Consider the following 23,718-nt stretch of genomic DNA (forward strand, 5'->3'; position numbering starts at 1 on the left):
CTCACCTCCTCGTGGCCAGGGCCTGCAGCCGGGCCGCCGTCCGGCCCAGGGCCGTACCGAGCCTGCGTCGTGCCCTGCGGGCGAAGCGTCGTAGCGCACTGGGGCGCGGCGCCTGCACCACGCGCACTCCGCCGGCCCCGGAGCGCAGGGCGATGGGCAGCGGCAGGAGGCGCGGCCCCGGCACGCCGAGCGCTGCCCGCCAAGTCGCCCCTCTCAGCTCGCCGAGCGGCAGCACGGCCGCCAGCAGCGCCCCGGCCCCGTGCGGGGACAGCGTGGCGGGAACCTCGTGGGCGGCGCCGGACGCGGTGAGCCGGAGCGTCACCTCGGTGCCGTCGTCGGGGACGTGCAGGGGGAGCTGCGCGCGCAGGCGGTTGCCCGAGAGGGTGATCCCGGCCGGGGTGAGCGCGCCCAGGCCGACGCGGTGGGTCGCGCGGTCGACGTCGAGGGCGAGCTGGGCGTGCGGTGACGTCCAGTACGGCAGGACCACGTGGCCGCCGGCCACAGCGGCGTACGGCGTGGGGCGGTTCCCCTGCGGGGCGGGGCCCAGGCGGCACTCCTTGGTCCAGCCGCCCAGCTTGACGCGGACGAGGGCGTCCCACAGGCCGTCACGGGTGAGGCCGACGGGGTCCACGGTGGCGGTCGCCCGCAGGACCAGCCGGACCAGGCCGTCGTCGCCGGCCGGCACCTCCTCCCGGGTGAACTCCAACGGCTGGAAGTACTGGGCGGCACTGGCACGCTCGCGCACCAGCAGGTCCGCCGTGGCCTTGCCGAATCGGTCGACGGTGTCGGCGCCCACCCGGGCGACGGCCGCGGCGAGGTCCTCGGGCGGGCTGTCGAGAGGCGTGCGGGCGGTCCCGGCGGCGAAGGTCATCGGCTCACCTGCGGACGTGAGCTCGGCGGTGAAGGCGACCTGCAGCGTGCCGTTCTGCCACGCCACGCGCTCGGGGACGGCCGTGAGGGCGATGCCGGCCTCCCATTCGGCGAAGGCCTCGACGTCGTCGTACCGATCCGCGGCGATCAGCGCGGCGACGACCTGCTGCGTCGGCTGCAGCCCGGCCGCGACACCGGGCCCGAAACGCTCCACCACGACCTGGTGGATCTCCTCGAACAGGTCCCGGCGATAGTCCGCCGGCAGGGCGAGCAGCCGCCGGGCGCGCATCCGCTCGACCATCTCCACCCGCAGCCAGCGCCGGAAGAGCCGGTCGCGCAGCGGCCCCGGCTCGGTGTACCGCTCGACGACGTCCAGCGCCTCGCGGAGGTTCTTGAAGTAGCCGCCCGGGTCGAAGCGCTGGAAGCCGGCGTTCGAGGCGTCGTCCCGGCGGACGTGGTAGTAGCAGACGTAGTCGCTGAGCACCGAGACGTTGCTCGCGCGCAGATAGGCCTCGGTGACGAAGACGTGGTCCTCCAGCCGCCGCCTGCCCTCGGGGAACCGCAGGCCGATGTCGTCGAGGAAGGCGCGGCGGAACATCTTGTGCGGGGTGAGGCTGTCGATCAGCGGCGCGTTCTCGACGGTGGCACGCGGGTGGTTGCGGCGGAACAGCTCCACCGGCACCCCGCGGCCCTTGCCGGCCATCTTGCCGACCACGACATCGGCGCCGTTGGCGACGCCGTAGTCGTACATCCGCTCAAGGGCCTCGTCGCCGACGTAGTCGTCGTTGTCCACGAACATCACGTACTCGCCCCGGGCGGCGGCGATGCCGACATTGCGGGGCTTGCCGGACCAGCCGGAGTTCTCCTGGTGAACGACGGTCACCCGGGACTCCGCAGCGGCCAGCGCGTCGAGGCGGGCCGGCGTGCCGTCGGTGGAACCGTCGTCGACGAAGATCACTTCGTACGCGTCCGGAGGCAGCGACTGCCGCAGCAGCGACTCGATGCAGTCCTCGACATAAACCCCCGGGTTGTACACGGGGACGACCACGCTGACCTTGACCGGCATCGGTCTCCGAGCCCCCTAGGGGTCGCTGGGCGTTTGCGTCGAATTACGGCGCTCGTGGCCAAATGCTAACCCTGACACCGGGTTTGTACACCGCTCAACCCTGGCGATCGCGCGCCGGGAATCGGGCCGAAGATCGTCCGCGCCGGTAGCCTGAGGGTGTGCGCCTGCTGCTGATGTCCGACACCCACCTGCCCAAACGCGCCAAGTCACTGCCTGATCCGCTGCTCGCCGAACTCCCGCGCGCCGACGTCGTGTTCCACGCCGGGGACTGGGTCGATTCGGCCACGCTCAACCTGCTGGAGAGCCGCAGCGCCCGACTCATCGGCGTCCACGGCAACAACGACGGACCGGACCTGCGCGCCCGGCTGCCCGAGGTGGCGTACACCGAGCTCGGCGGCCTGCGCTTCGGCGTGGTCCACGAGACCGGGCCCGCCCAGGGGCGTGAGGCGCGCTGCGCGGCCAGGTTCCCGGACCTCGACGTCCTGGTCTTCGGCCACAGCCACATCCCCTGGGACACCACGGCCCCCACCGGTCTGCGCCTGCTCAACCCGGGCTCTCCGACGGATCGCCGTCGCCAGCCGCACTGCACCTACATGACGGCGACCGTGACCGAGGGCAGGCTCGAGGACGTGGAGCTGCACCGGCTGCCGCCGCGCTGAGCGCAAAAAGATCCGGGCCGCTCCGTATGCAGGGAAGCGGCCCGGGCGCTGCGATGCGCTGTCATGGACCTCCTTCCCGCTCAGAGGCGTTGTTTCGGGGGCCCTCAGGCCTCCTTGTCGCCCCCTACCCCTTCGGGTCCGCCTTACACCCCTGATCTCGGGTCGCTCGGGAGTCGATCGACGCCCGAGTTCACCTGCGCCGCGTCCGACACCCCCGCAACAGGCGCACCAGCACCAGCACCACCCCGACCGCAGCCACGGCGGCCCCCGCCCGCTTCGCCACCGGCACTCCGGCCGTGCGGATCAGGTCGAGCGGCTGTTCAACCTCATCCTCGGCGAGCGGCGCACTCTGCGCCGGCTCGGTCAGCCGCTCCGACAGACACGTGGCGAACTGCCCGACCAGCCGGTCACCCACCTCGGCCATCACCCCGCGCCCGAACTGCGCCGGCCGCCCGGTCACCGTCAGATCGGTGTCCACCGACACGGCCGTTCCGTCGTCGTGCTCGCTGAGCGTGCCGGTCATCGTGGCCCGTGCGGTGCCCTGCCCGCGCGTCTCGCGGCCGCTCGCGATGAGCACCATGCGGTGCGCCGTCTCGTCCTGTTCCTCGAAGACCGCGGTGCCCTTGTAGGCCACGGTGATCGGACCCACCTTGACCTTCACCGCACCGGTCACGGTCTTGCCGTCGTACTCCTCGACGCTCGCCCCGGGCATGCAGGGCGCGATGCGCTCGATGTCGAGGAGCGTACGCCAGGCTTCGTCGACCGGGACGGGGACGGTGAACTCGTGGTGCAGCTCCATGACTTCCTCCAACCGGGTGCTACGACGATGGATGGATCGCGCCCGCCGTGGCCGTCAGCGGGGCTCCCGTGCCGCCCCACCGCATGGCGACGATCTCGGCGGCGACGGACACAGCGACCTCCTCGGGCGTACGGGCCCCGAGGTCGAGCCCGACGGGGGAGCGCAGCCGGGCCAACTCGGCCTCGCCGAGCCCGGCTTCGGTCAGCCGCTTCATCCGGTCGTCGTGGGTACGGCGGCTGCCCATCGCCCCGATGTAGGCCGCAGGGCGGCGCAGCGCCTCCTCCAGCAGCGGCACGTCGAACTTCGGGTCGTGGGTGAGCACGCAGATCACCGTGCGTTCGTCGGTGTCGGTGCCGCTCAGATAGCGGTGCGGCCAGTCCACGATCACCTCGACGCCCGCCGGGAAGCGCTTTGGCGTGGCGAAGACCGGGCGGGCGTCGCACACCGTGACCCGGTAGCCGAGGAAGTCGCCGATGCGGGCGACCGAGGCCGCGTAGTCGATCGCGCCGAACACCAGCATCCGCGGCGGCGGTGCGAAGGAGTGCAGGAAGACGGAGACCGCGTCCTCGCGGCGCTCGCCGTGCGGGCCGTAGTGCCTGAGGCCCGTGGCGCCGAGGGCGAGTTCGCCGCGCGCGTCGGCGGTGACGGCCACGTCCAGACCGGGCGCGCCCAGCGTGCCCGCGACACGGTCCGGCCACACGGCGAGCGTCGCCCCGCGCGGCGCGGGCCCGTCGGTCACCGTCGCCACGGTCACCGGACGCCCCGCCGCGACCGACTTGGCGACCTCGCCGAAGGACGGATCCGAGGCGGCCGTCACGGGACGTACCAGCAGGGTGATCTCGCCGCCGCAGGTGAGCCCGACCGCGAAGGCGTCCTCGTCGCTGTAGCCGAAGGTCTCCAGCCGTGCCTCGCCGCTCGCCACCACCTCCTGCGCGAGTTCGAAGACGGCCCCCTCGACGCAGCCGCCGGACACGCTGCCCACGACCTCGTCGTCGGGGCCCACCGCCATCGCGGCCCCGGGGTCGCGCGGGGCGCTGCGGCTGGTGGCGACCACGGTGGCGAGTCCGAACGGGACCCCGGCCGCATACCAGGGGCTGATCGCCGGGAGAATCTCACGCATCGTCCGCTCCTCTCACCACCGCCGCCAGCCGCTCCAGGGCGGCCAGGCTGTGCCCCTCGACGAAGGCGTCCACGCTCGGCAGGGCCGCTGCCATCCCGGCCGCCAGGGGCGCGTAACCGGGGCGCGCCTTGCGCGGATTGGCCCAGATCACCCGGTGCGCCAGCCGGTGCAGGCGGCGCATCTGAGCCGCGAGCAGCTCCGGATCGCCGCGCTCCCAGCCGTCGGACAACAGGACCACGATCGCACCGCGCGCCATGCCGCGCTGCCCCCAGCGGTCCAGGAACGCCCGCAGCAGCTCGCCCAGCCGGGTACCCCCGCGCCAGTCGGGCACCGCCGCCGCGACCGCCGCCATCGCCAGGTCGGGGTCCCGGTGCGCCAGCTCCCGCGTGACCCGGGTCAGCCGGGTACCGATCGTGAACACCTCCGTACGGCTGCCGCGGGCGGCCGCGTGCGCGAAACGCAGGAGCGCGTCCGCGTACGGCGACATGGAGCCGCTCACGTCCACGAGCAGCACCACCCGGCGGGGCCGCTCGGTGCGCGCGTGCCGCCGCAGACGCGCGGGCTCCCCGCCGCGCCGCAGCAGCTCCCGCACCGTCCGGTGCGGATCGACCTCGCCGCGCCTGGCCGGACTGCGGCGCGCCGAGCGCCGTGCCTCGCCGCGCAACGCGAACGCGGCCAGCAGCCGGCGCACCTGCTCGCGCTCGGCGGCGTCCAGGTCGGCGACATCGCGGTGGCGCAGGACCTCGGCGGCGCTGGCGAGGGAGGCCGCCGGTGGCGCCTCGTGCTCGCGGTCGGGCCGTGCGGCGGTGCCGGTGCCGCCGCTGACGACCAGGCGCAGCCGAGGCGGGGGAGGAGCGGACGCCGTACGGCCGGCCCGCCCACCGTCACCGAAGTACGCGGCGAAGACCCGCTCGTACCGCTCCAGGTCGTCGCGGTCCCCGCACAGTGTCAGCCGCCCCGCCCAGTACACGTCCGCCCGGATCCCCGGCCGCAGGACGTCCACCGCGGACAGGAAGGCGTGTACGCGCTCGGCGTCGGCGTCGACGCCCGCCGCGCGCAGCGCACGGGCGAAGCCGAGGAACGCGGCGTCCGCGGCGAGTACCCCGGTCACATCCCTCACCGCTGTCACGCTCCTCGCGTCGCGAGCACCGCCGCGAGGTCCATCCCCCGTGCCCGTTCCGCGTCCTCCCGGTACTTCAGCACGGACCCGAGCGTGGCCGCCGCCAGCTCCGCGTCCACCTCGTCCGCACCCAGCGCGTCCAGGGCCTCGGCCCAGTCGATGGTCTCGGCGACACCGGGCGGCTTGAGCAGGTCGTGTCCGCGCAGCTCCTGCACCAGCGCGGTCACCTGCTCCGCAAGGCGGGCCGACACGTCCGGCAACCGCCGCCGCACGATGGCCAGTTCGCGGGCGAAGCCGGGATGCTCGAACCAGTGGTACAGGCAGCGTCGCTTCAGCGCGTCGTGCACCTCGCGGGTGCGGTTGGAGGTCAGCACCACCACCGGCGGCTCCTCGGCCCGCAGGGTGCCGAGCTCGGGGATGGTGACCGAGAACTCCGACAGCAGCTCCAGCAGGAACGCCTCGAACTCGTCGTCCGCCCGGTCGATCTCGTCGATCAGCAGCACCGACGGCTGTGTCTGCAACGCCTTGAGCAGCGGCCGTGCCACCAGGAACCGCCGGTCGTACAGCTCGCCCTCCAGCCGGTCCGCGTCGGTCACCCCGGCGGCCTCGGCGGCCCGCAGATGCAGCAGCTGACGCGGGAAGTCCCAGTCGTACAGGGCCTGCGAGGCGTCGATGCCCTCATGGCACTGCAACCGGATCAGCGGCGCGTCGAGCGCCTCGGCGAGGGCGGAGGCGAGCGCGGTCTTGCCGACGCCCGCGTCGCCCTCGCAGAACAGCGGCCGGCCGAGCCGCAGGGCCAGGAAGCAGGCGATGGCCAGCCCGTCGTCGACGAGGTACCCCGTCTCCTCCAGGCGGGCCCGCACCTGCTCCGGGCCGTCCAGTGCGGTGATCGTCGCTCACCCCATCCCGGCGGCCGCCAGCACCGCCCGCTTGGTGAGGACCTGGGCCAGATGCGCCCGGTACTCGGGCGAGGCCGAGGTGTCCTGGGACGGCCGGGTGCCCTGCGCCGCCTCCTGGGCGGCCCGCGCGACGGCGTCCGGGTCCCCGGCGCCGGACAGCGCCTCCTCGGCGGCCGATGCGCGCAAGGGGGTGGTGCCCATGTTGGTCAGCGCGACCCGTGCCTCGGCGATGTGCCCGTCGTCGCGCCGCACCAGCGCGGCCACACCCACGATCGGCCAGGCCTGGGCGATGCGGTGGAACTTCTCGTAGCGGAAGCCCCAGCCGTCCGCCTTCGGGATCCGGACCTCGACGAGCAGCTCGTCGGGCTCCAGCGCGGACTGCAGATAGTCGACGAAGAACTCCCGCGCCGGGATCGTGCGCCGTCCACGCGGCCCCTGCGCCACCAGCTCACCGTCCATCACCAGCACCACCGCGGGCAGGTCACCGGCCGGGTCGGCGTGCGCGAGCGAGCCGCCGAGGGTGCCGCGATGCCGTACGGCAGGGTCCGCGACCGTCGAGGTGGCGGCTGCCAGCAGCCCGGCGTGCCGCCGGACCAGCGGATCCGCGATGACGTCGTGGTGGGTGGTCATCGCGCCGATGACCAGCGTGTCGCCGTCCTCCCGGACACCGCGCAGCTCGGGGATCCGGTTGACGTCCACGACCAGTTCCGGGAAGGCCAGCCGCAGCCTCATCAGCGGTAGCAGGCTCTGTCCGCCGGCCAGCACCTTGGCGTCCTCGCCCGCGTCGGAGAGCGTGCGCACGGCCTCGTCGACGCTGCTGGGACGGGCGTAGTCGAATGCGGGGGGAATCATGCGGGCGCCTCCTTCCCGGACCGAACGGCCTGCCAGACCCGTTCGGGAGTGCACGGCATCCGGATGTCCCGGACGCCGAACGGACGCAGGGCGTCCACGACCGCGTTGACCACGGCCGGCGTCGAGGCGATCGTGCCCGCCTCGCCGACCCCCTTGACGCCCAGCGGGTTGGAGGTCGCCGGTGTCTCGGGGCGGTCGGTGACGAACTCGGGCAGGTCAGGGGCGCCCGGCACGAGATAGTCGGCCAGCGTGCCGGTGACCAGGTTGCCCTCCTCGTCGTACACGGCCTCCTCGTACAGCGCCTGCGCGATGCCCTGGGCGATCCCGCCGTGCAGCTGGCCGTCGACGATCATCGGGTTGATCACCTTGCCGACGTCGTCGACGCACACGTACGACCGGATGTGCACGGCACCCGTCTCGGTGTCGACCTCGACCGCGCACAGGTGGGTGCCGTGCGGGAACGAGAACGTGTCGGGGTCCAGGACGTGCTCGGCGTTGATCGACGGTTCCATGCCGTCGGGCAGGTCGTGCGAGGAGAAGGTCGCGAAGGCCACCTCCTGGATGGTCTTGCTGGCCTCGGGCGAGCCCTTGACGGTGAAGGCGCCGTCCTTGAAGTCGAGGTCCGCCTCGCTGGCCTCCAGCATGTGCGCTGCGACCTTGCGGGCCTTGTCCACCACCTTGCGTGCCGCCTCGTGGACGGCGACGCCCCCGATGACCAGCGAGCGCGAGCCGTAGGTGTCCATGCCGTGGGTCGCCAGCACGGTGTCGCCGTGCATCACCTCGATGTCGTCGAACGGCACCCCGAGGACGTCGGCGGCGATCTGGCTCCAGGACGTCACATGGCCCTGGCCGTGCGGGCTGGTCCCGGTGATGATCTCGACCTTGCCGGTGGGCAGCACCCGGATGTTCGCCGCCTCCCAGCCGCCCGCCGCGTAGTTCATCTCGCCCAGCCAGCGGCTCGGCGCGAGACCGCACATCTCCGTGTACGTGGAGACGCCGATGCCGAGGCGGACGGTGTCCGCGTGGTCGACGCGGTCCGCCTGCTCGGCGCGCAGCTTGTCGTAGTCGAACAGGGCGAGCGCCTTGTCGGTGGCGGCCTCGTAGTTGCCGCTGTCGTAGGTGAGCCCCGCGATCGTCGTGTACGGGAACTCGTCGTGCCGGATCCAGTTGTGGCGCCGCAGGTCGACCGGGTCCATGCCGATCTCGGCCGCCAGGTCGTCCATGATCCGCTCGATCGCGTACGTCGCCTCCGGGCGGCCGGCCCCGCGGTAGGCGTCGATCGGGGTGCGGTTGGTGAAGACACCGGTGCAGGAGAACTCGTAGGCGCCCATCTTGTAGATCGCCGGGTACATGGAGGCGCCGAGGATCGGGATGCCGGGGCTGAGCAGCATCAGGTAGGCGCCCATGTCGGCCAGCAGCGAGACCTTCAGACCGAGCAGGGTGCCGTCGCTGCGGGCGGCGACCTCGATGTCCTGGACCTGGCTGCGGCCGTGGTGGGTGGCGACGTTGGCCTCGGAGCGGGACTCGGTCCACTTCAGCGGCCGGCCGAGGCGCTTGGCCAGCACGAGGGTGATCACTTCCTCGCCGTACACCTGGAGTTTCGAGCCGAATCCTCCGCCGACGTCGGGGGCGACGACGCGGATCTTGTTCTCCGGGATGCCGGTGGTGACGGCCAGCAGGACCCGCAGGACGTGCGGGACCTGGGTGGAGGAGTAGAGGGTGAAGTCGCCGGAGGCGGCGAGCGGGGTGACCACGACCGCGCGCGGCTCCATCGCGGTCGGGATGAGGCGCTGCTGGTGGTAGCGGCGGGTCAGGACGATGTCCGCCTTGGCCTTGGCGGCCGCGTAGTCGCCGTCGGACGTGCGGTAGTCGTAGCAGCGGTTGGTGCCCTTGTCGGAGTGGACCAGCGGTGCGCCGTCCGCGAGCGCGCCCTCGATGTCCAGGGCGGCGGGCAGCGGGGTGTAGTCGACCTCGATGGCCTCCAGCGCGTCGGCGGCCGTGTACCGGTCGCGGGCCACCACCACGGCCACCGGGTCGCCGGCGTGGCGCACCTCGTCGACGGCGATCGGGGGATGGTCCGGCACCACGGTGCCCTCGGCGACCGGCCAGGCGCACGGCAGCGACCCCATCGCCTGCGCGACGTCGCGTCCGCTGAACGCGGCGATGACGCCGGGTCGTTCGAGGGCCGCCGAGACGTCGACGCGGTCGATGCGGGCGTGGGCCATCGGGCTGCGCAGGATCGCCAGGTGCAGCAGTCCGTTGACGCTGATGTTGTCGGTCCAGTTGGTCTGCCCGGTGATCAGGTGGGCGTCCTCCTTGCGGTACCGGGCACGGCCGACCTCGCGTTCGACGGTCTCGCTCATGCCGTGACCTCCTCCTCGGAGGCGTCCAGGACGGCCCGGACGATGTTCTGGTAGCCGGTGCAGCGGCAGATGTTGCCCTCCAGGCCGTGGCGTACCTCGTCCGGCGTGGGGTGCGGGTGCTCGCGCAGCAGATCGCGGGCCGCCATGATCATCCCCGGGGTGCAGTAGCCGCACTGCAGCGCGTGCCGCTCGTGGAACGTCCGCTGCAGGGCCGTCCACTCTCCGTCGTGGGCGAGCCCCTGGATGGTGGTCACCTCGCTCCCGTCCGCCTGGACGGCGAGCACGGTGCAGCTCTTGACGGCTGTGCCGTCCAGCTCGACCGTGCAGGTGCCGCAGTTCGAGGTGTCACACCCGATCGGGGTGCCGGTCAGACCCAGACGGTCGCGCAGGTAGTGGATCAGGAGGAGGCGGGGCTCCACGTCGTCCTCGTACGTCGTGCCGTCCACCTTCACCGAGATGTGAGTCATGTGCCCTCCAGAGGCCGAGCGGGGAAGAGAGGGGGAAACATCGGCCGGGCGTGATGTACGTCACTCTATGGCGGCCGCGGTGTCACGGCGAGTGCTGCGGCAGCGTTCGTTGAGCGTTAATCCATTGCCGGTGCGGGCCGAGCCTGCTGCACTGCACGTGGCCCGTCGGCACGAGAACGGGACCCTTCGGCACGCACAGAGGAGCCGCAATGCGCACTGCGTTCATGTCCCCCCAGGAAGGAACGACCCCCTCATCGAAGGACATGACGCTTCGTGCATTTGCTCAACCTCGGGATCCTCGCCCATGTCGACGCCGGTAAGACCAGCCTGACCGAACGCCTGCTGCACACGGCGGGCGTGATCGACGAGATCGGCAGCGTCGACGCCGGGAACACCCAGACCGATTCGCTCGCGCTGGAGCGGCAGCGCGGCATCACCATCAAGTCCGCCGTCGTCTCCTTCGCGCTCGACGACGTGACGGTCAACCTCATCGACACCCCCGGCCACCCGGACTTCATCGCCGAGGTGGAGCGGGTGCTCGGCGTCCTGGACGGCGCCGTGCTGGTCGTCTCCGCCGTCGAGGGCGTCCAGCCGCAGACCCGCGTCCTGATGCGCACCCTGCAGCGGCTGCGCATCCCCACCCTGGTCTTCGTCAACAAGATCGACCGACGCGGGGCGCGCCACGACGCCGTCCTGCGGGCCATCTCCGAGCGGCTGACCGCGGCCGTCGTGCCGATGGGGGCGACCGACGGACTCGGCACCCGCGAGGCCCGCTTCCTCCCCGGCCTCGGCTCTTCCGCACTCGACGTCCTCTCCGACCACGACGAGGCGTTGCTGACGGCGTACGTCGAGGACACCGTCTCCCACGACCGGCTCGGCGCCGCCCTCGCCGAGCAGACCCGGCAGGCACTCGTCCACCCGGTGTACTTCGGCTCCGCCGTCACCGGCGCAGGGGTCGGCGCGCTGATCGAGGGGATCAAGCAGATGCTGCCCGCCGCCGACGGCGACCCGGACGGGCCGGTCTCGGGCACCGTCTTCAAGGTCGAGCGTGGGCCGGCGGGGGAGAAGGTCGCCTACGCGCGGCTGTTCGCCGGCACCCTGCGCACCCGCGACCGGATCCGCTTCGACGAGGCCGGCGCCGAGGGCCGCATCACCGCGATCAGCGTGTTCGACCAGGGCACCGACGTCAGGGACGACTCGGTGCCGGCCGGTCGGATCGCAAAGCTGTGGGGCCTGGCCGGCATCAGGATCGGCGACGCCATCGGCGAACCCCGCAAGGCGTACGGGCACTTCTTCGCCCCGCCCACCCTCGAAACGGTCGTCGTCCCGGCCGGCGACACGGACCGGCGGGCCCTGCACCGCGCGCTCACCCTGCTCGCCGAACAGGACCCGCTCATCGGCCTGCGCCATGACGAGGTACGGCAGGAAACCTTCGTCTCCCTCTACGGCGAGGTGCAGAAGGAGGTCATCCAGGTCACGCTCGCCGAGGAGTTCGGCCTGGACGTCACCTTTCACCGGACGACACCGCTGTGCATCGAGCGGCCGGTCGGCCCGGGCGCGGCGGTCGAGTTCAACAAGAAGGACGGCAACCCCTTCCTCGCCACGGTCGGCCTGCGCGTCGACCCCGCCCCGGTCGGCGCCGGTGTGGCCTTCCGGCTGGAGGTGGAGCTCGGCTCGATGCCGTACGCCTTCTTCAAAGCCGTCGAGGACACCGTCCGCGAGACCCTCGGACAGGGCCTGCACGGCTGGCAGATCCCCGACTGCACGGTCACCATGACCCACTCCGGCTACTCGCCCCGGCAGAGCCACGCCCACCAGGGCTTCGACAAGAGCATGTCCAGCACCGGCTACGACTTCCGTGGCCTGACGCCGCTGGTCCTGATCGAGGCCCTGCGCGGGGCGGGCACCGAGGTCCACGAGCCGATGCACCGCTTCCGCGTCGAGGCCCCGACCGACACCCTGGCGGCCCTGCTGCCGGTGTTCGCCAGGCTGCGCGCGGTGCCGCAGACGACCGAGACACGCGGTGCCTCCTGCGTCCTGGAGGGAACGGTGCCGGCGGCGCACGTGCACGAGCTGGAGCAGCAACTGCCCGGTCTGACGCGCGGTGAGGGCGAGCTGGAGAGCGCCTTCGACCACTACGCGCCGGCCGCGCGCGGCACGCTCCCGGAGCGCCGGCGCACCGACTTCAACCCGCTGAACCGGAAGGAGTACCTCCTGAACCTGACGCGCCGGGTCGGCGGCTGAAAAGTGACTGCAGGGACGTAACTTACTCCAGAGTCAGGGCTGTTGACTGTGTCGTGATATCGCCGGACTGTAGTGGACATGCCGAACATCCGGACGCGTCTGCTCGTTGTCCTGGTCGTCCTCTTCGGATCCCTGACGGTGGCGGGCCCCGCTCCCGCCACCGCCGCCACCCTTCCCGGCTCCCTCTGGTTCGACGAAACACCCCTCACCGTCCAGAACGGCCGCTTCACCGACGGCCACGGCCGCGAGGTCGTGCTGCGCGGCTACAACGTCTCCGGCGAGACCAAGCTGGCCGAGAACAACGGCCTGCCCTTCGCCTCGGTCGCCGACGCGAAGAAGTCCGCGACCGCGCTGCGTGCCCTCGGCGGCGGCAACTCGATCCGCTTCCTGCTCTCCTGGGCCTACGCGGAACCCGTACGCGGCCAGGTCGACACCACGTATCTGGCCGCCGCCACCGCCCAGATGCGCGCCTTCCTCGACGCCGGCATCCGCGTCTACCCCGACTTCCACCAGGACCTCTACTCCCGGTACCTGTTCGACCCCGACAGCTGGTACACGGGCGACGGCGCCCCCAAGTGGGCCGTGGACCTCGGGAACCACCCGGACGAGAGCTGCGGGATCTGCCTCTTCTGGGGGCAGAACATCACCCAGAACGAGGCCGTGAAGCAGGCGTCGTACGACTTCTGGCACAACGAGTACGGCCTCCAGGACGCCTTCCTGACCACCGCCCAGAAGACGATGGCGTACATCGAACAGAACGTCTCCGCCGCCGAGTTCGCGGGCGTCGTCGGCTTCGACCCCTACAACGAGCCGCACGCGGGCGTCCACGACTCCGGCCAGACCAGCCGCACCTGGGAACGCGACGTGCTGTGGCCGTTCTACGAGAGGTTCCGGGCCCGCATGGACGCGGCCGGCTGGCAGGACAAGCCGCTGTTCGCCGAGCCGAACCTCTTCTGGAACGCCAACCTCGACTTCCAGAAGCAGGAGGGCGGGCTGCTCGACGCGGGCACACTCGGACCGCGGTACGTCTTCAACACCCACTTCTACGACCAGAAGGCCATCTCCGGCATCTTCATGTGGGGCAAGGCGAAGGACGGCCAGTACGCCGGTGACTTCGGCACCGTCCGCGACCGCGCCTCGGCCACGCGCACGCCCGCGATCATCAGCGAGTTCGGCCACCCGCTGGCGGGCTCGGTCTCCGACAAGGCGCCGACCGTGCTCAAGGCGATGTACCAGGCCCTCGACTCCCGTGTCCCGGGGGCGAGTTGGTGGTCGAACCCGGCCGGCTCCGGCCCCGTGCTCTCCGGTTCGCAGTGGCAGTGGGACATCTACAACGGCCGCCACCACGAGCTGATGAACGGCAACCCCGACAAGGTCCTCAGTGCCGGGGACGCCTGGAACGACGAGGACCTCTCCGCCGTACGCCTCGACGACTCGGGCACGCCCGTGCTCCGCCAGGACGGCCGGCTGCTCGACCGCGTCTACCCGAGCGCGACGTCCGGCACGACCGTCGCCTTCACCTACGAGGACCGCTCCCGGGACGGCGGCACCACCCTGACCTGGAACCCGGTGCCCGGCTCGCTGCCGAACGTGGCACAGCTGGTGGGGTCGGGACAGTACGGGCTGCTCGTGTGGCGCTCCAACACCGGCACGGCACCGACCGAACTGCACCTCCCGGCATCCTTCCCGACCGGGTCCACCACAGTGGTCTCCGACCTGGGCACGGCATACGCACCGCCGTCGTACACCTCGGCCACCCCGATCGGCGTGGCCGCGGAAGCGGGCGGCACCGGCAGCCGCCGCCTGCTGCTGACCGACTCGGACTCCGGCGTCCTGCACTACGCGCTGGTGACGAACGGAGCGAACAGCCCCTCGACCACGGTGCTGAACGCCGCACGGTCCGAGCTCTCCTCGTGGGCCGCGCGGACCATCGGATAGCGCCGGTTTGACCCTCCCCTTACGTCAGGCCGCACGCTGTACTCCGACGAAAGGGCAGGTGAATGAGCTACACCGTGGGACAGGTCGCGGCCTTCGCCGGGGTGACCGTGCGCACGCTGCACCACTGCGACCGGGCGGGACTGCTCTCGCCCAGTGGCCGCAGCGGCGCCGGTTACCGGCTGTACGGCGACGCCGACCTGGCCCGGCTCCAGCAGATCCTCTTCCACCGCGAACTCGGCTTCTCCCTCGACGAGATCGCCGAGATACTCAACGACCCGCAGGCGAACCCCCTGGAACATCTCCAGGCCCGGCTACGGCAGTTGAGCGAGGAGACCGGCCGGGTCCAGCGGCTGGCCGAGGTCGCCGAACAGGCCATCGAGGTCCAGCGGACGGGCGTGGAGCTGACCCCCGCCGAGCGCTTCGAGGTCTTCGGCGAGATCGGCTTCGTTCCTCGCGGCCGGCCCCCGCCCGGAGTTCATCGGCTTCGGCAGCATGGCGGCCGGCCACGGCGAGCGGCTGAGCGAATTCGCCGTCCAGGCGCTGCGCCGCGCCGGGCTGCGCGGGATCGTCCAGGCGGGCAGCGCCGGACTCGCGGCCGACGGCGACAACCTCCTGACCATCGGCGACGTACCGCACGAGCTGCTGTTCCCGAGGGTGGCCGCAGTCGTCCATCACGCCGGGGCGGGCACCGCGGCTGCCGCCCTGCGTGCGGGAGCGCCCGCGATTCCGGTGCCCGTGACGGCGGACCAGCCGCTCTGGGCGGCCCGGCCGGTTGCGATCGGCGCGGCCACCGACCCGATCCCCTTCGCGTCCCTCACCGCCGAACGGCTCGCCGACGCCCTCGGCCGGGCCGTGCGGCAGCAGACGTACGCCCGTGCCGCCTCGGCCGCCGCGCGGCACATGGCGACCGAGGACGGAGTGGGCGCGGTGCTGAAAGCTTTGGGCTGAGTCCCTTCTCTGCAAGAGTGCGTACACGACAAAATTGATCGTCGGGTCGGCGAGGCGGTGGGAGGACAGCGTGACGGGCAGGCTCAAGGCGCCCACCGGCCGCTACGGCGGCAAGTCGGCCGAGGAGCGAAAGGCGGAGCGGCGGCGGCGCTTCCTGGACGCGGCGCTCCGACTCTTCGGCGACAGCCCCGGCTACCGCGGTACGACCGTCGCGGCGCTGAGCGAGGCCGCGGGACTGTCGACCCGTCAGTTCTACGAGGAGTTCCGCGCCCTCGAGGACGTCCTGACCGCCCTCCACCTCGAGGTCAACGCCTGGGCGGAGGAGGCAGTCCTGGGGGCGGTGACCGGGGCGCGGGACCTGCCGTTGGCCGAGCGCGCGACCGCGATCTTCCGCGAGTACGCCGCGAACGTCACCTCCGACCCGCGCCGCATCCGCATCACGTTCGTCGAGATCGTCGGCGTCAGTGCCCGCCTGGAGGAACAGCGCCTCGCCCGCCGTGCCCGCTGGGTCGACCTCGTCTGCGCCGAGGTGGCGTCCGCCGTGGCCCGCGGGGAGGCGGCCCCGCGCGATTACCGCCTCGCCGTGACCGCCTTCATCGGCAGTGTCAACGGGCTGCTGCACGACTGGAGCGCAGGGTGGGTGGACGCGACCCTGGACGAGGTCGTCGACGAACTCGTCCGTATCCTGCTGGGCATTCTCCAGCCGGCTGACCCGCGGCTTGCGGGTCCCTGAGGCCGGGCCTTGGGGCCGGGCCTTGGGGCCGGGCCCTGAGGCTGGACGATGTGCGCTCGTCGGCGGCTCAGACACCGAGCCGGTTGACCGCCTCGACGACGGCAGCCGTCCCGTCCTCGGCCCGCAGACCCTCGGCCAGGGCTTGGGCGCGACGACCGTACGACGGGTCGCCGGTCGCCTCCCGTACGGCTGCCGTCAGCGCCTCGGCCGTCAACTTCCGTAGCGGCACGGCCCGGGGCGCCACTCCGAGCGCGACCAGACGCGCGGCCCAGAAGCCCTCGTCGAACTGGATCGGCACGGGCACGGCCGGCACTCCGGCCCGCAGCCCGGCGCCCGTCGTGCCCGCCCCGCAGTGGTGGATCACTGCTGCCATGCGCGGGAACAGCGCGGAGTGCGGCACCTCGTCGATGGTCAGTACGTCGTCCCCCGCGGCCTCCAGGCCGCCCCAGCCCCGCTGGATCACCGTGCGCAGCCCGGCCCGGCGCAGGGCGCGCACGACCTCGGTGCTCAGCGCCGCCGGATCGGGCACGGTCGCGCTGCCCAGGCCCACGAACACCGGCGGCGGGCCCGCATCCAGGAACTCCCGCAGTGCGGACGGGAGTTGAGCCTCACCGTCGTAAGGCCACCAGTACCCCGTCACTTCCAGGTGCGGCTGCCAGTCGCGAGGGCGGGGCACCACCAGCGGGCTGTAGCCATGGAGGACGCGGCCCGTGCGCTCCGCGGTGCGGGGCTTGCCGCGCGACAGCCCGAGCCGCGCCCGCGCGTCCGGTACGGCCGCCGAGAAGACACGGTGGATGGCGAGGTTCACGCCGTGTCCGGCGACCCGGTTTCCGACGGCTCCCCAGGAGCCGCCCCCGAGCATCGGCGGCCCGAACTCGCGTGTCGGAGCGAGCGGTTGCAGGGGGAGGTCGATGGTCGGCAGTGACAGACCCTCGGCGATCGCGTGCCCCAGCGGTGCGGTGGAGGCCGCCAGGAGCAGGAGGTCGCCGGCTCTCGCGGCGGCGAGCATGTCGTCCGTCATCTGTCCGGCAAGCGCCCGCGCCATCCGGACCACCCGCACGAGCTTGCCCGGCCCGGTCGCACTGCGGTGCAGACTCCGCCCCCGCTCCGACTCCAGCTCGGCCCGTGGATCCACGGGCATCGGATGGAAGCGCACGCCCGACCCCGCCACCAGCCGCTCGAAGCAGCCGTGCGTGACCAGGGTGACCTCGTGTCCGGCCTCGGCCAGGGCGTGCCCGAGCCCGGTGTAGGGGGCGACATCGCCCCGGGAGCCCGCCGTCATGATCGCTACGCGCACATCGGCCAGTATGGCGGTGCGGGCCGCCCGTGGCGCCAACTGTGCCTCCGCAAGGGAGACTTCAGGTCTGTCCCATCCGTTGACTTCCCTCTCCCGTGGCTCTACTTTCAGCGCCACGCGTTCGATGCTCCGAATTGCGTTCGAAATTACGAACCTGCACTGAGTCTCCCCCCGCACGAAGGAGCCGCATGTACCCCCCACCTCGCATGAGTCCCGTCGGCCTCCGCAGAGCCACCGCGGTGCGCGCCCTCGTCCTGGTACTCACCGCCGTAGCCGCCCTGCTGTTCGCGGCGCCCGCCCCGGCCCAGGCGGCCACGGCACGTCAGATACCGGTGCCCACCGCCCCCATGGGCTGGGCTTCCTGGAACGCGTTCGCCGCGAAGGTCGACCACAACGTCATCAAGAAGCAGGTCGACGCGTTCGTGGCGGCAGGCCTGCCCGAGGCCGGCTACGAGTACATCAACATCGACGAGGGCTGGTGGCAGGGCACCCGTGACGGCGCCGGCAACATCACCGTCGACGAGGCGGAGTGGCCGGGCGGCATGAAGGCCATCGCCGACTACATCCACAGCAAGGGACTCAAGGCCGGCATCTACACCGACGCCGGCAAGGACGGCTGCGGCTACTACTTCCCGACCGGCCGCCCGGCCGCGCCCGGCTCGGGCGGCGAGGGCCACTACGAGCAGGACATGCTGGCCTTCTCCCGGTGGGGCTTCGACTTCGTCAAGGTCGACTGGTGCGGCGGCGACGCCGAGGGCCTCGACCCGAGGACGACCTACCAGGCGATCAGCAACGCCGTCGCCACGGCGAGCGCGACCACCGGCCGCCCGCTCGCCCTCTCCCTGTGCAACTGGGGCTACGACAACCCCTGGAACTGGGCCCCGGGCATGGGCCCGATGTGGCGGACCAACACGGACATCTTCTTCCACGGCGGCACACCGTCCTACGGCAACGTCCTGACCGCCTTCGACCGGAACATCCACCCCGTGGCCCAGCACACCGGCTACTACAACGACCCCGACATGATGGTCGCCGGCATGACGGGCCTGACGGCCGCCCAGAACCGCAGCCACATGAACCTGTGGGCGATCTCCGGCGCCCCGCTGCTCACCGGACTCGACCTCACCACCCTCACCGCCGAGACGACGAGCATCCTCACCAACCCCGAGGTGATCGCCGTCGACCAGGACCCGCGCGGCCTGCAGGGCGTCAAGGTCGCCGAGGACACCACCGGTCTCCAGGTCTACGGCAAGGCCCTGTCCGGCAGCGGCAACCGTGCCGTCGTCCTCCTCAACCGCACGTCGACCGCGCAGAACATGACCGTCCGCTGGTCCGACCTCGGCCTGACGAACGCCGCCGCGACCGTCCGTGACCTGTGGGCCCGGCAGAACCTCGCCACCACCGGTACGAGTTACACCACGAGCGTCCCGCCGGGCGGCTCGGTGATGCTCACGGTCACCGGCGGCACGGAGCAGTCCGCGAGCACCTACAGCGGCACGTCGAGCTTCTCCGGCGTGGTCGCGGGAAGCGCCGGTCTGAAGACGGTCGAGGTCTCCTACACCAACAGCACCTCGACGGCCCGCACGGCCACGCTCACCGTCAACGGACAGACACCCACCAAGGTCTCCTTCCCACCGACCGGTTCCACTCCGGGCAACATCTCCGTCAACGTCTCCCTCGCCAAGGGCAGCGCCAACACCCTCTCCTTCTCCGGCGCCCCGACCCTCGACGGCATCGTCGTACGTCCGCTGCCCGGCAGGAACGGCACGCAGATCACGGGTACCGGGTCCGGCCGCTGCGTCGACATCGACGACAACACCATCGCCAACGGCACCGACGCCCAGTTGTGGGACTGCAATGGCGGCCAGAACCAGGTCTGGCAGTACAACAGCACCCGCAAGGAACTGGTGGTCCACGGCAACAAGTGCCTCGACGCCTACAACCTGGGCACCACCAACGGCACCCGGGTGGCCATCTGGGACTGCAACGGCCAGAACAACCAGAAGTGGACCCTCAACGGCGACGGCACGATCACCAACGTCAACGCCGGGCTCTGCCTCGACGCGTACGGGGCGGCCACCGCGGGCGGCACCAAGCTGGTGCTGTGGAGCTGCAACGGCCAGGACAACCAGAAGTGGACGGTGAGCTAGCGCAGGCCTAGACGAGGCACACCACGAGGACACCGAATGCCAGGGCGCAGGTGAGCAGCCACCCGGCCAGCAGACGGCGCCGCAGGTCCCGGTACCTCGCCTCGTACGCGTCCCGCAGTCTCCCGGCACGCGCCGCCGTGTGCTGCCAGGAGGCGCGGGCGAGTGCGAGGTACTCCGCCTCGAACCGCCGCTCCATCTCGTCCCGCTGGGTGTCCGTCAGCCAGTGCAGCGGCGCGCTGAAACGGGCGGCGGCCGTACGGCCCTCATCGCGGGTCGCGGCGAGCAGCAGATGCCCCTCGACATCGTTCAGGAACTCGTCCGTGACGCTCACTGAGTGGTCAACTCCCTCTCCGGCGCGGGGGTGTGATGCAGGTCGAACGCCGGGGATTCGGAACGGATCCGCGGCAGCGTGAGGAAGTTGTGCCGCGGCGGCGGGCAGGACGTCGCCCACTCCAGCGAGCGGCCGTAGCCCCACGGATCGTCGCTCTCGACCTTCGCGCCGTATTTCGCGGTCTTCCAGATGTTGTAGAAGAACGGCAGGAGCGACGCGCCGAGGACGAACGAGAAGATAGTCGACAGGCTGTTCAGCGCCGTCAGCCCTTCCACTGCCAGATAGTCGGGAATGCGGCGCTGCATTCCGTTCACGCCCAGCCAGTGCTGCACCAGGAAGGTGCCGTGGAAGCCGACGAACAGCGTCCAGAAGGTCATCTTGCCCAGGCGCTCGTCGAGCATCTTGCCGGTCATCTTCGGCCACCAGAAGTGGAATCCGGAGAACATCGCGAAGACGACGGTGCCGAAGACGACGTAGTGGAAGTGCGCCACCACGAAGTACGAGTCGGACACGTGGAAGTCCATCGGCGGCGAGGCCAGGATGACACCGGTCAGACCACCGAAGGTGAAGGTGATCAGGAAGCCGACCGCCCAGAGCATCGGTGTCTCGAAGGACAACGAGCCCTTCCACATCGTTCCGATCCAGTTGAAGAACTTCACGCCTGTCGGTACGGCGATGAGGAACGTCATGAAGGAGAAGAACGGCAGCAGTACGCCGCCGGTGACGTACATGTGGTGCGCCCACACCGTCACGGACAGACCCGCGATCGCGATGGTCGCCGCGATCAGACCCATGTAGCCGAACATCGGCTTGCGGGAGAAGACCGGGATCACTTCGGAAATGATTCCGAAGAACGGCAGGGCGATGATGTACACCTCTGGATGGCCGAAGAACCAGAAGAGGTGTTGCCACAGCAAGGCCCCGCCGTTGGCGGAGTCGAAGATGTGCGCGCCGAACTTGCGGTCCGCCTCCAGCGCGAACAGCGCCGCCGCCAGGACGGGGAAGGCGAGCAGGACCAGGACGGCCGTCAGCAGCACGTTCCACACGAAGATCGGCATGCGGAACATGGTCATGCCGGGGGCACGCATGCAGATGATCGTGGTGATGAAGTTGACCGAGCCGAGGATGGTGCCGAAGCCGGAGAAGGCCAGACCCATGATCCACATGTCGGCGCCGATGCCCGGGCTGCGGACCGCGTCCGACAGCGGGCTGTAGGCGAACCAGCCGAAGTCGGCCGCGCCGTTCGGGGTGAGGAAGCCGCCGACCGCGATGAGCGAGCCGAACAGGTACAGCCAGTAGGCGAACATGTTCAGCCGCGGGAACGCCACGTCCGGCGCGCCGATCTGCAGCGGCATGATCCAGTTCGCGAAGCCGGCGAACAGCGGCGTCGCGAACATCAGCAGCATGATCGTGCCGTGCATCGTGAACGCCTGGTTGAACTGCTCGTTCGACATGATCTGCAGACCCGGCCGGGCGAGCTCGGCGCGCATGAACAGCGCCATCACGCCACCGATCACGAAGAACGCGAACGACGTGACCAAATAGAGCGTTCCGATCGTCTTGTGGTCAGTGGTGGTCAGCCACTGGACGACCTTGGTGCCTGTGACGTTTCTGATCCTCTTCACGCCCCGCCTGTGTCCGCGGCCCACCCGCACGTCACACTCGGGGGACGCGACAAGAATCACGGAAACGGGTGTGACGATCCGGACGGTGCCGGACACGAACGGAACATGAGCAACGACGAGATCTTCGCCGCTGCCTATCGCGAGCACTACTGGGCGGTCAGCCGCTATGTCGCGCGGCGACTGGACGGGCGTACGAGTGAGGTCGAGGAGGTGGTGGCGGAGGTGTTCACCGTCGCCTGGCGGCGCCGGGACGACCTCCCGTCCGCACCGCTGCCCTGGCTGTACGGCGTGGCACGCAACTGCCTGGCGAACGCGGTACGCGGCTATGGGCGCCGGCGGCGACTGGTCGACCGGCTCGGCAACGACGAGACCGCGCACGGCCGGCACATCGTGGACAGCCCGGACGCGGAGGCGCCGGGCGCCTGGGTGCACGAGGCGCTGCACCGGCTGTCCCCGGCCGACCAGGAGGTCCTGCGGCTGACGGCGTGGGAGGAACTGGGCGTCGAGGAGGTCGCCGTGGCACTCGGCTGCGGCAGGCGGGCAGCGGCCATGCGGCTGCACCGGGCCCGGCGCCGACTCAGAGCCGAGATCGACCGTATGAGCCCGACGACCGTGCCCAAGGAACGAAGCCATGGCTGACGAACTCGAACTGCTGCGCGGAGCCAACCCGGTACCGGTCGACGGCCCCCGCTTCGGCGACGGCCCGCTGGACCACCACGCCGAACGCCACCTCGACCGGCTGCTGCACGAACGCACCACCACCGCCGTCCCCCGCCGCCGCACCCGGCTGGCCTGGGGCCTCGCGGCCACGGCCGTCGTCGCCGCGCTCGTGTCGGCGCTGCTGTTCACCGGCCAGACGACGGGCCCCGCTGTCGCCGCACCACGTCCCCTTGTCGTGCAGGCCGACTCCTCGCCCGTCCCGCTGAAGCAACTGGCCGAGCGTGCCGAGCGCGCGGCGGCGGACAACTCGCCCGCGCTGCGCAAGGGCACGCACGTACAGGCGTGGAGCCTGGCCATGAGCGGCAGGAAGCCGCCGGTCACCCTCCCGATCGAGCGCATCGTGCGGTGGAACGCCGACGACAGCCACACGGAGATCGTCGTGGCGACCGACCCGCGTCACCCCGGCCGGCCGGTGCTGACCGACGAGGACGGCGGGCCGCGTCCGGTCGAGGACGGCCACGTCCTCAGCAGGCAGACGTATCCCCCCAGTTGGAGCGACGCCCCGCCGCATTCGCCGCCGCCGACCGACGTCGCACGCCTGCGCGCCTACCTGCAGGAGACCGCCTACAGCAAGACCGCGCTGACCACCGGTGAACTCCTCGACGCCGTCGCGTCGCTGCTCGATACCTGGACCCTCGGCGCCCGCGAGTCGGCGACCCTGGTGCAACTCCTCGCGGACACGGAGGAGCTCAGGCCCCTCGGGCAGGTGACGGACCGGCTCGGCCGGCGTGGACAGGCGTACGTTCTGGACCGGCCAGACAGCCGGAAGATGCTGATCATGGAACCCGCCACCGGCGCCGTACTCGGACTGGAGACCACCTTCAAGAAGGCGGAACCCGAGTACGGCGTCAAGGCCGGCGACGTGATGTCGTACAGCGCCTGGATGCGCTGATCACGCTCGATGCCGGGTACGCCGGACACGGACAACACGCGGCGACGGAGGAAGTCGGCGAGGTCGCACCGCTCGCAGCGCCGTCCGGGCGAGAGCGGCGGACAGCAGGCGGCCCGCCGCGTAGACCGGCCACGGCCGCCCGGACCGGACCGGGCGTGACCGGCCCGCGGCGGCCCGTGCCGAGAAGGTCCAGCTCAGCCGTGAAGTGACCTGGACCTCCGGCAGCGTCCTCCCTACTCGTCCCATGCCTCGATGATGATCTGCCGGGCGATCCTGCCGTCGCGCAGCGTGATCATCGACTCCGACATGACGCGCACACCGTCCGCGTACTCACAGGACTCGCTGTAGGCCGCGCGGTCGCCCTGGATCACGCAGGCTTCCAGCTTGTGCGTCATGTCGCGGTTGTAGACGTCGGTGAGCATGTCGGTGATCTCGCTACGGCCGTGCAGCACCTTCGGGTGGCTGGGCTGGGCGTTGCGGTTCACGACGCGAATCTCGGCGTCGTCCGTGTACAGCGACAGAAGCGTCTCCGGGCTCTGTCCTTCCACGGCCCGGCGCAGTGTCTCGGTGTCGAAAGACGGGCGTGCAGCGGTGCCCATGGTGACCTCCTCCGAGGCCCGCGGCA

General features: G+C 71.3%; 19 protein-coding genes and 2 pseudogenes. 9 read left to right on the forward strand and 12 right to left on the reverse strand.

Features of this window, described 5'->3' with window-relative positions; genetic code table 11:
• Position 1 precedes the first annotated feature (1 nt).
• Entirely contained in the window at positions 2 to 1,936 is a 1,935-nt protein-coding gene (locus tag AB5J55_RS39320; protein ID WP_369275215.1) for a glycosyltransferase family 2 protein, read from the reverse strand.
• A gap of 158 nt (positions 1,937 to 2,094) precedes the next feature.
• On the opposite strand from AB5J55_RS39320, the gene AB5J55_RS39325 reads away from it, so the two are divergent.
• Positions 2,095 to 2,595 (forward strand): metallophosphoesterase, encoded by a 501-nt coding sequence (locus AB5J55_RS39325; RefSeq protein ID WP_369275216.1) that lies wholly within the window; start codon positions 2,095 to 2,097, stop codon positions 2,593 to 2,595.
• A gap of 190 nt (positions 2,596 to 2,785) precedes the next feature.
• Here the strand turns inward: AB5J55_RS39325 and AB5J55_RS39330 are convergent, their stop codons facing one another.
• From AB5J55_RS39330 to AB5J55_RS39360, 7 genes are read right to left on the reverse strand one after another with little or no spacing between them, the layout of a single operon-like run.
• A complete protein-coding gene (locus AB5J55_RS39330; RefSeq protein WP_369275217.1) occupies positions 2,786 to 3,394 on the reverse strand; it encodes an SRPBCC family protein in 609 nt (202 codons plus the stop codon).
• A 19-nt stretch (positions 3,395 to 3,413) separates the two neighbouring features.
• The gene (locus tag AB5J55_RS39335; protein ID WP_369275218.1) at positions 3,414 to 4,514 is read right to left on the reverse strand and encodes an XdhC family protein; all 1,101 of its coding nucleotides are present in this window, start codon (positions 4,512 to 4,514) and stop codon (positions 3,414 to 3,416) included.
• A complete protein-coding gene (locus AB5J55_RS39340) occupies positions 4,507 to 5,625 on the reverse strand; it encodes a VWA domain-containing protein (protein ID WP_369276418.1) in 1,119 nt (372 codons plus the stop codon). The genes AB5J55_RS39335 and AB5J55_RS39340 overlap by 8 nt, the downstream gene beginning before the upstream one ends.
• Positions 5,626 to 5,639: 14 nt before the next feature.
• The gene (locus tag AB5J55_RS39345) at positions 5,640 to 6,524 is read right to left on the reverse strand and encodes an AAA family ATPase (RefSeq protein WP_369276419.1); all 885 of its coding nucleotides are present in this window, start codon (positions 6,522 to 6,524) and stop codon (positions 5,640 to 5,642) included.
• A gap of 6 nt (positions 6,525 to 6,530) precedes the next feature.
• Positions 6,531 to 7,385, reverse strand: coding sequence for a xanthine dehydrogenase family protein subunit M (locus AB5J55_RS39350; RefSeq protein WP_369275219.1), 855 nt, complete (start codon positions 7,383 to 7,385; stop codon positions 6,531 to 6,533).
• Positions 7,382 to 9,748, reverse strand: coding sequence for a xanthine dehydrogenase family protein molybdopterin-binding subunit (locus tag AB5J55_RS39355; RefSeq protein ID WP_369275220.1), 2,367 nt, complete (start codon positions 9,746 to 9,748; stop codon positions 7,382 to 7,384). Before AB5J55_RS39355 ends, AB5J55_RS39350 begins: the two co-directional genes overlap by 4 nt.
• Positions 9,745 to 10,215 carry a (2Fe-2S)-binding protein gene (locus tag AB5J55_RS39360; RefSeq protein ID WP_369275221.1) on the reverse strand — a complete coding sequence of 157 codons (471 nt, stop codon included), beginning with the start codon at positions 10,213 to 10,215 and terminating at the stop codon, positions 9,745 to 9,747. The genes AB5J55_RS39355 and AB5J55_RS39360 overlap by 4 nt, the downstream gene beginning before the upstream one ends.
• 273 nt (positions 10,216 to 10,488) lie before the next feature.
• Here AB5J55_RS39360 and AB5J55_RS39365 point away from each other — a divergent pair, with 273 nt between their 5' ends.
• The 5 genes and pseudogenes from AB5J55_RS39365 (at position 10,489) to AB5J55_RS39385 (ending at position 16,078) form a co-directional block, all read left to right on the forward strand.
• Positions 10,489 to 12,459: a GTP-binding protein gene (locus AB5J55_RS39365; protein ID WP_369275222.1), complete on the forward strand. Its 1,971-nt coding sequence runs from the start codon at positions 10,489 to 10,491 to the stop codon at positions 12,457 to 12,459.
• A gap of 78 nt (positions 12,460 to 12,537) precedes the next feature.
• Positions 12,538 to 14,397, forward strand: coding sequence for a cellulase family glycosylhydrolase (locus tag AB5J55_RS39370; RefSeq protein WP_369275223.1), 1,860 nt, complete (start codon positions 12,538 to 12,540; stop codon positions 14,395 to 14,397).
• A 62-nt stretch (positions 14,398 to 14,459) separates the two neighbouring features.
• Positions 14,460 to 14,843, forward strand: a pseudogene (locus tag AB5J55_RS39375) (MerR family transcriptional regulator); the annotation flags it as partial.
• A 1-nt stretch (position 14,844) separates the two neighbouring features.
• Positions 14,845 to 15,345, forward strand: a pseudogene (locus AB5J55_RS39380) (glycosyltransferase); the annotation flags it as partial.
• A gap of 70 nt (positions 15,346 to 15,415) precedes the next feature.
• Entirely contained in the window at positions 15,416 to 16,078 is a 663-nt protein-coding gene (locus AB5J55_RS39385) for a TetR/AcrR family transcriptional regulator (RefSeq protein ID WP_369275224.1), read from the forward strand.
• Between the two features lie 67 nt (positions 16,079 to 16,145).
• On the opposite strand, the gene AB5J55_RS39390 is transcribed toward AB5J55_RS39385, so the two are convergent.
• Complete coding sequence (locus tag AB5J55_RS39390) at positions 16,146 to 17,360, reverse strand: glycosyltransferase (RefSeq protein WP_369276420.1); 1,215 nt, start codon at positions 17,358 to 17,360, stop codon at positions 16,146 to 16,148.
• A 203-nt stretch (positions 17,361 to 17,563) separates the two neighbouring features.
• On the opposite strand from AB5J55_RS39390, the gene AB5J55_RS39395 reads away from it, so the two are divergent.
• Positions 17,564 to 19,525 carry a ricin-type beta-trefoil lectin domain protein gene (locus tag AB5J55_RS39395; RefSeq protein ID WP_369275225.1) on the forward strand — a complete coding sequence of 654 codons (1,962 nt, stop codon included), beginning with the start codon at positions 17,564 to 17,566 and terminating at the stop codon, positions 19,523 to 19,525.
• Positions 19,526 to 19,532: 7 nt separating this feature from the next.
• Here AB5J55_RS39395 and AB5J55_RS39400 read toward each other — a convergent pair whose 3' ends face one another.
• Together AB5J55_RS39400 and ctaD are read right to left on the reverse strand one after the other, a co-directional pair.
• The gene (locus AB5J55_RS39400; RefSeq protein WP_369275226.1) at positions 19,533 to 19,856 is read right to left on the reverse strand and encodes a hypothetical protein; all 324 of its coding nucleotides are present in this window, start codon (positions 19,854 to 19,856) and stop codon (positions 19,533 to 19,535) included.
• Entirely contained in the window at positions 19,853 to 21,481 is a 1,629-nt protein-coding gene (gene ctaD / locus AB5J55_RS39405) for a cytochrome c oxidase subunit I (protein ID WP_369275227.1), read from the reverse strand. The genes AB5J55_RS39400 and ctaD overlap by 4 nt, the downstream gene beginning before the upstream one ends.
• Positions 21,482 to 21,586: 105 nt before the next feature.
• On the opposite strand from ctaD, the gene AB5J55_RS39410 reads away from it, so the two are divergent.
• Positions 21,587 to 22,120: an RNA polymerase sigma factor gene (locus tag AB5J55_RS39410; RefSeq protein ID WP_369275228.1), complete on the forward strand. Its 534-nt coding sequence runs from the start codon at positions 21,587 to 21,589 to the stop codon at positions 22,118 to 22,120.
• A complete protein-coding gene (locus AB5J55_RS39415; protein ID WP_369275229.1) occupies positions 22,113 to 23,093 on the forward strand; it encodes a CU044_5270 family protein in 981 nt (326 codons plus the stop codon). Before AB5J55_RS39410 ends, AB5J55_RS39415 begins: the two co-directional genes overlap by 8 nt.
• Before the next feature lie 233 nt (positions 23,094 to 23,326).
• Here the strand turns inward: AB5J55_RS39415 and AB5J55_RS39420 are convergent, their stop codons facing one another.
• A complete protein-coding gene (locus AB5J55_RS39420; protein ID WP_369276421.1) occupies positions 23,327 to 23,692 on the reverse strand; it encodes a nuclear transport factor 2 family protein in 366 nt (121 codons plus the stop codon).
• Positions 23,693 to 23,718: the final 26 nt, after the last annotated feature.

Origin of the sequence: Streptomyces sp. R11, assembly GCF_041051905.1 — a bacterium.
Classification (GTDB): Bacteria; Actinomycetota; Actinomycetes; order Streptomycetales; family Streptomycetaceae; genus Streptomyces.

Coding starts and splice junctions, on each gene's coding strand:
- AB5J55_RS39320 (WP_369275215.1), bottom strand. CDS start 1,936: ATGCCGGTCAAGGTCAGCGTGGTCGTCCCCGTGTACAACCCGGGGGTT.
- AB5J55_RS39330 (WP_369275217.1), bottom strand. CDS start 3,394: ATGGAGCTGCACCACGAGTTCACCGTCCCCGTCCCGGTCGACGAAGCC.
- AB5J55_RS39335 (WP_369275218.1), bottom strand. CDS start 4,514: ATGCGTGAGATTCTCCCGGCGATCAGCCCCTGGTATGCGGCCGGGGTC.
- AB5J55_RS39350 (WP_369275219.1), bottom strand. CDS start 7,385: ATGATTCCCCCCGCATTCGACTACGCCCGTCCCAGCAGCGTCGACGAG.
- AB5J55_RS39355 (WP_369275220.1), bottom strand. CDS start 9,748: ATGAGCGAGACCGTCGAACGCGAGGTCGGCCGTGCCCGGTACCGCAAG.
- AB5J55_RS39360 (WP_369275221.1), bottom strand. CDS start 10,215: ATGACTCACATCTCGGTGAAGGTGGACGGCACGACGTACGAGGACGAC.
- AB5J55_RS39370 (WP_369275223.1), top strand. CDS start 12,538: ATGCCGAACATCCGGACGCGTCTGCTCGTTGTCCTGGTCGTCCTCTTC.
- AB5J55_RS39390 (WP_369276420.1), bottom strand. CDS start 17,360: ATGACGGCGGGCTCCCGGGGCGATGTCGCCCCCTACACCGGGCTCGGG.
- AB5J55_RS39395 (WP_369275225.1), top strand. CDS start 17,564: ATGTACCCCCCACCTCGCATGAGTCCCGTCGGCCTCCGCAGAGCCACC.
- AB5J55_RS39410 (WP_369275228.1), top strand. CDS start 21,587: ATGAGCAACGACGAGATCTTCGCCGCTGCCTATCGCGAGCACTACTGG.
- AB5J55_RS39415 (WP_369275229.1), top strand. CDS start 22,113: ATGGCTGACGAACTCGAACTGCTGCGCGGAGCCAACCCGGTACCGGTC.
- AB5J55_RS39420 (WP_369276421.1), bottom strand. CDS start 23,692: ATGGGCACCGCTGCACGCCCGTCTTTCGACACCGAGACACTGCGCCGG.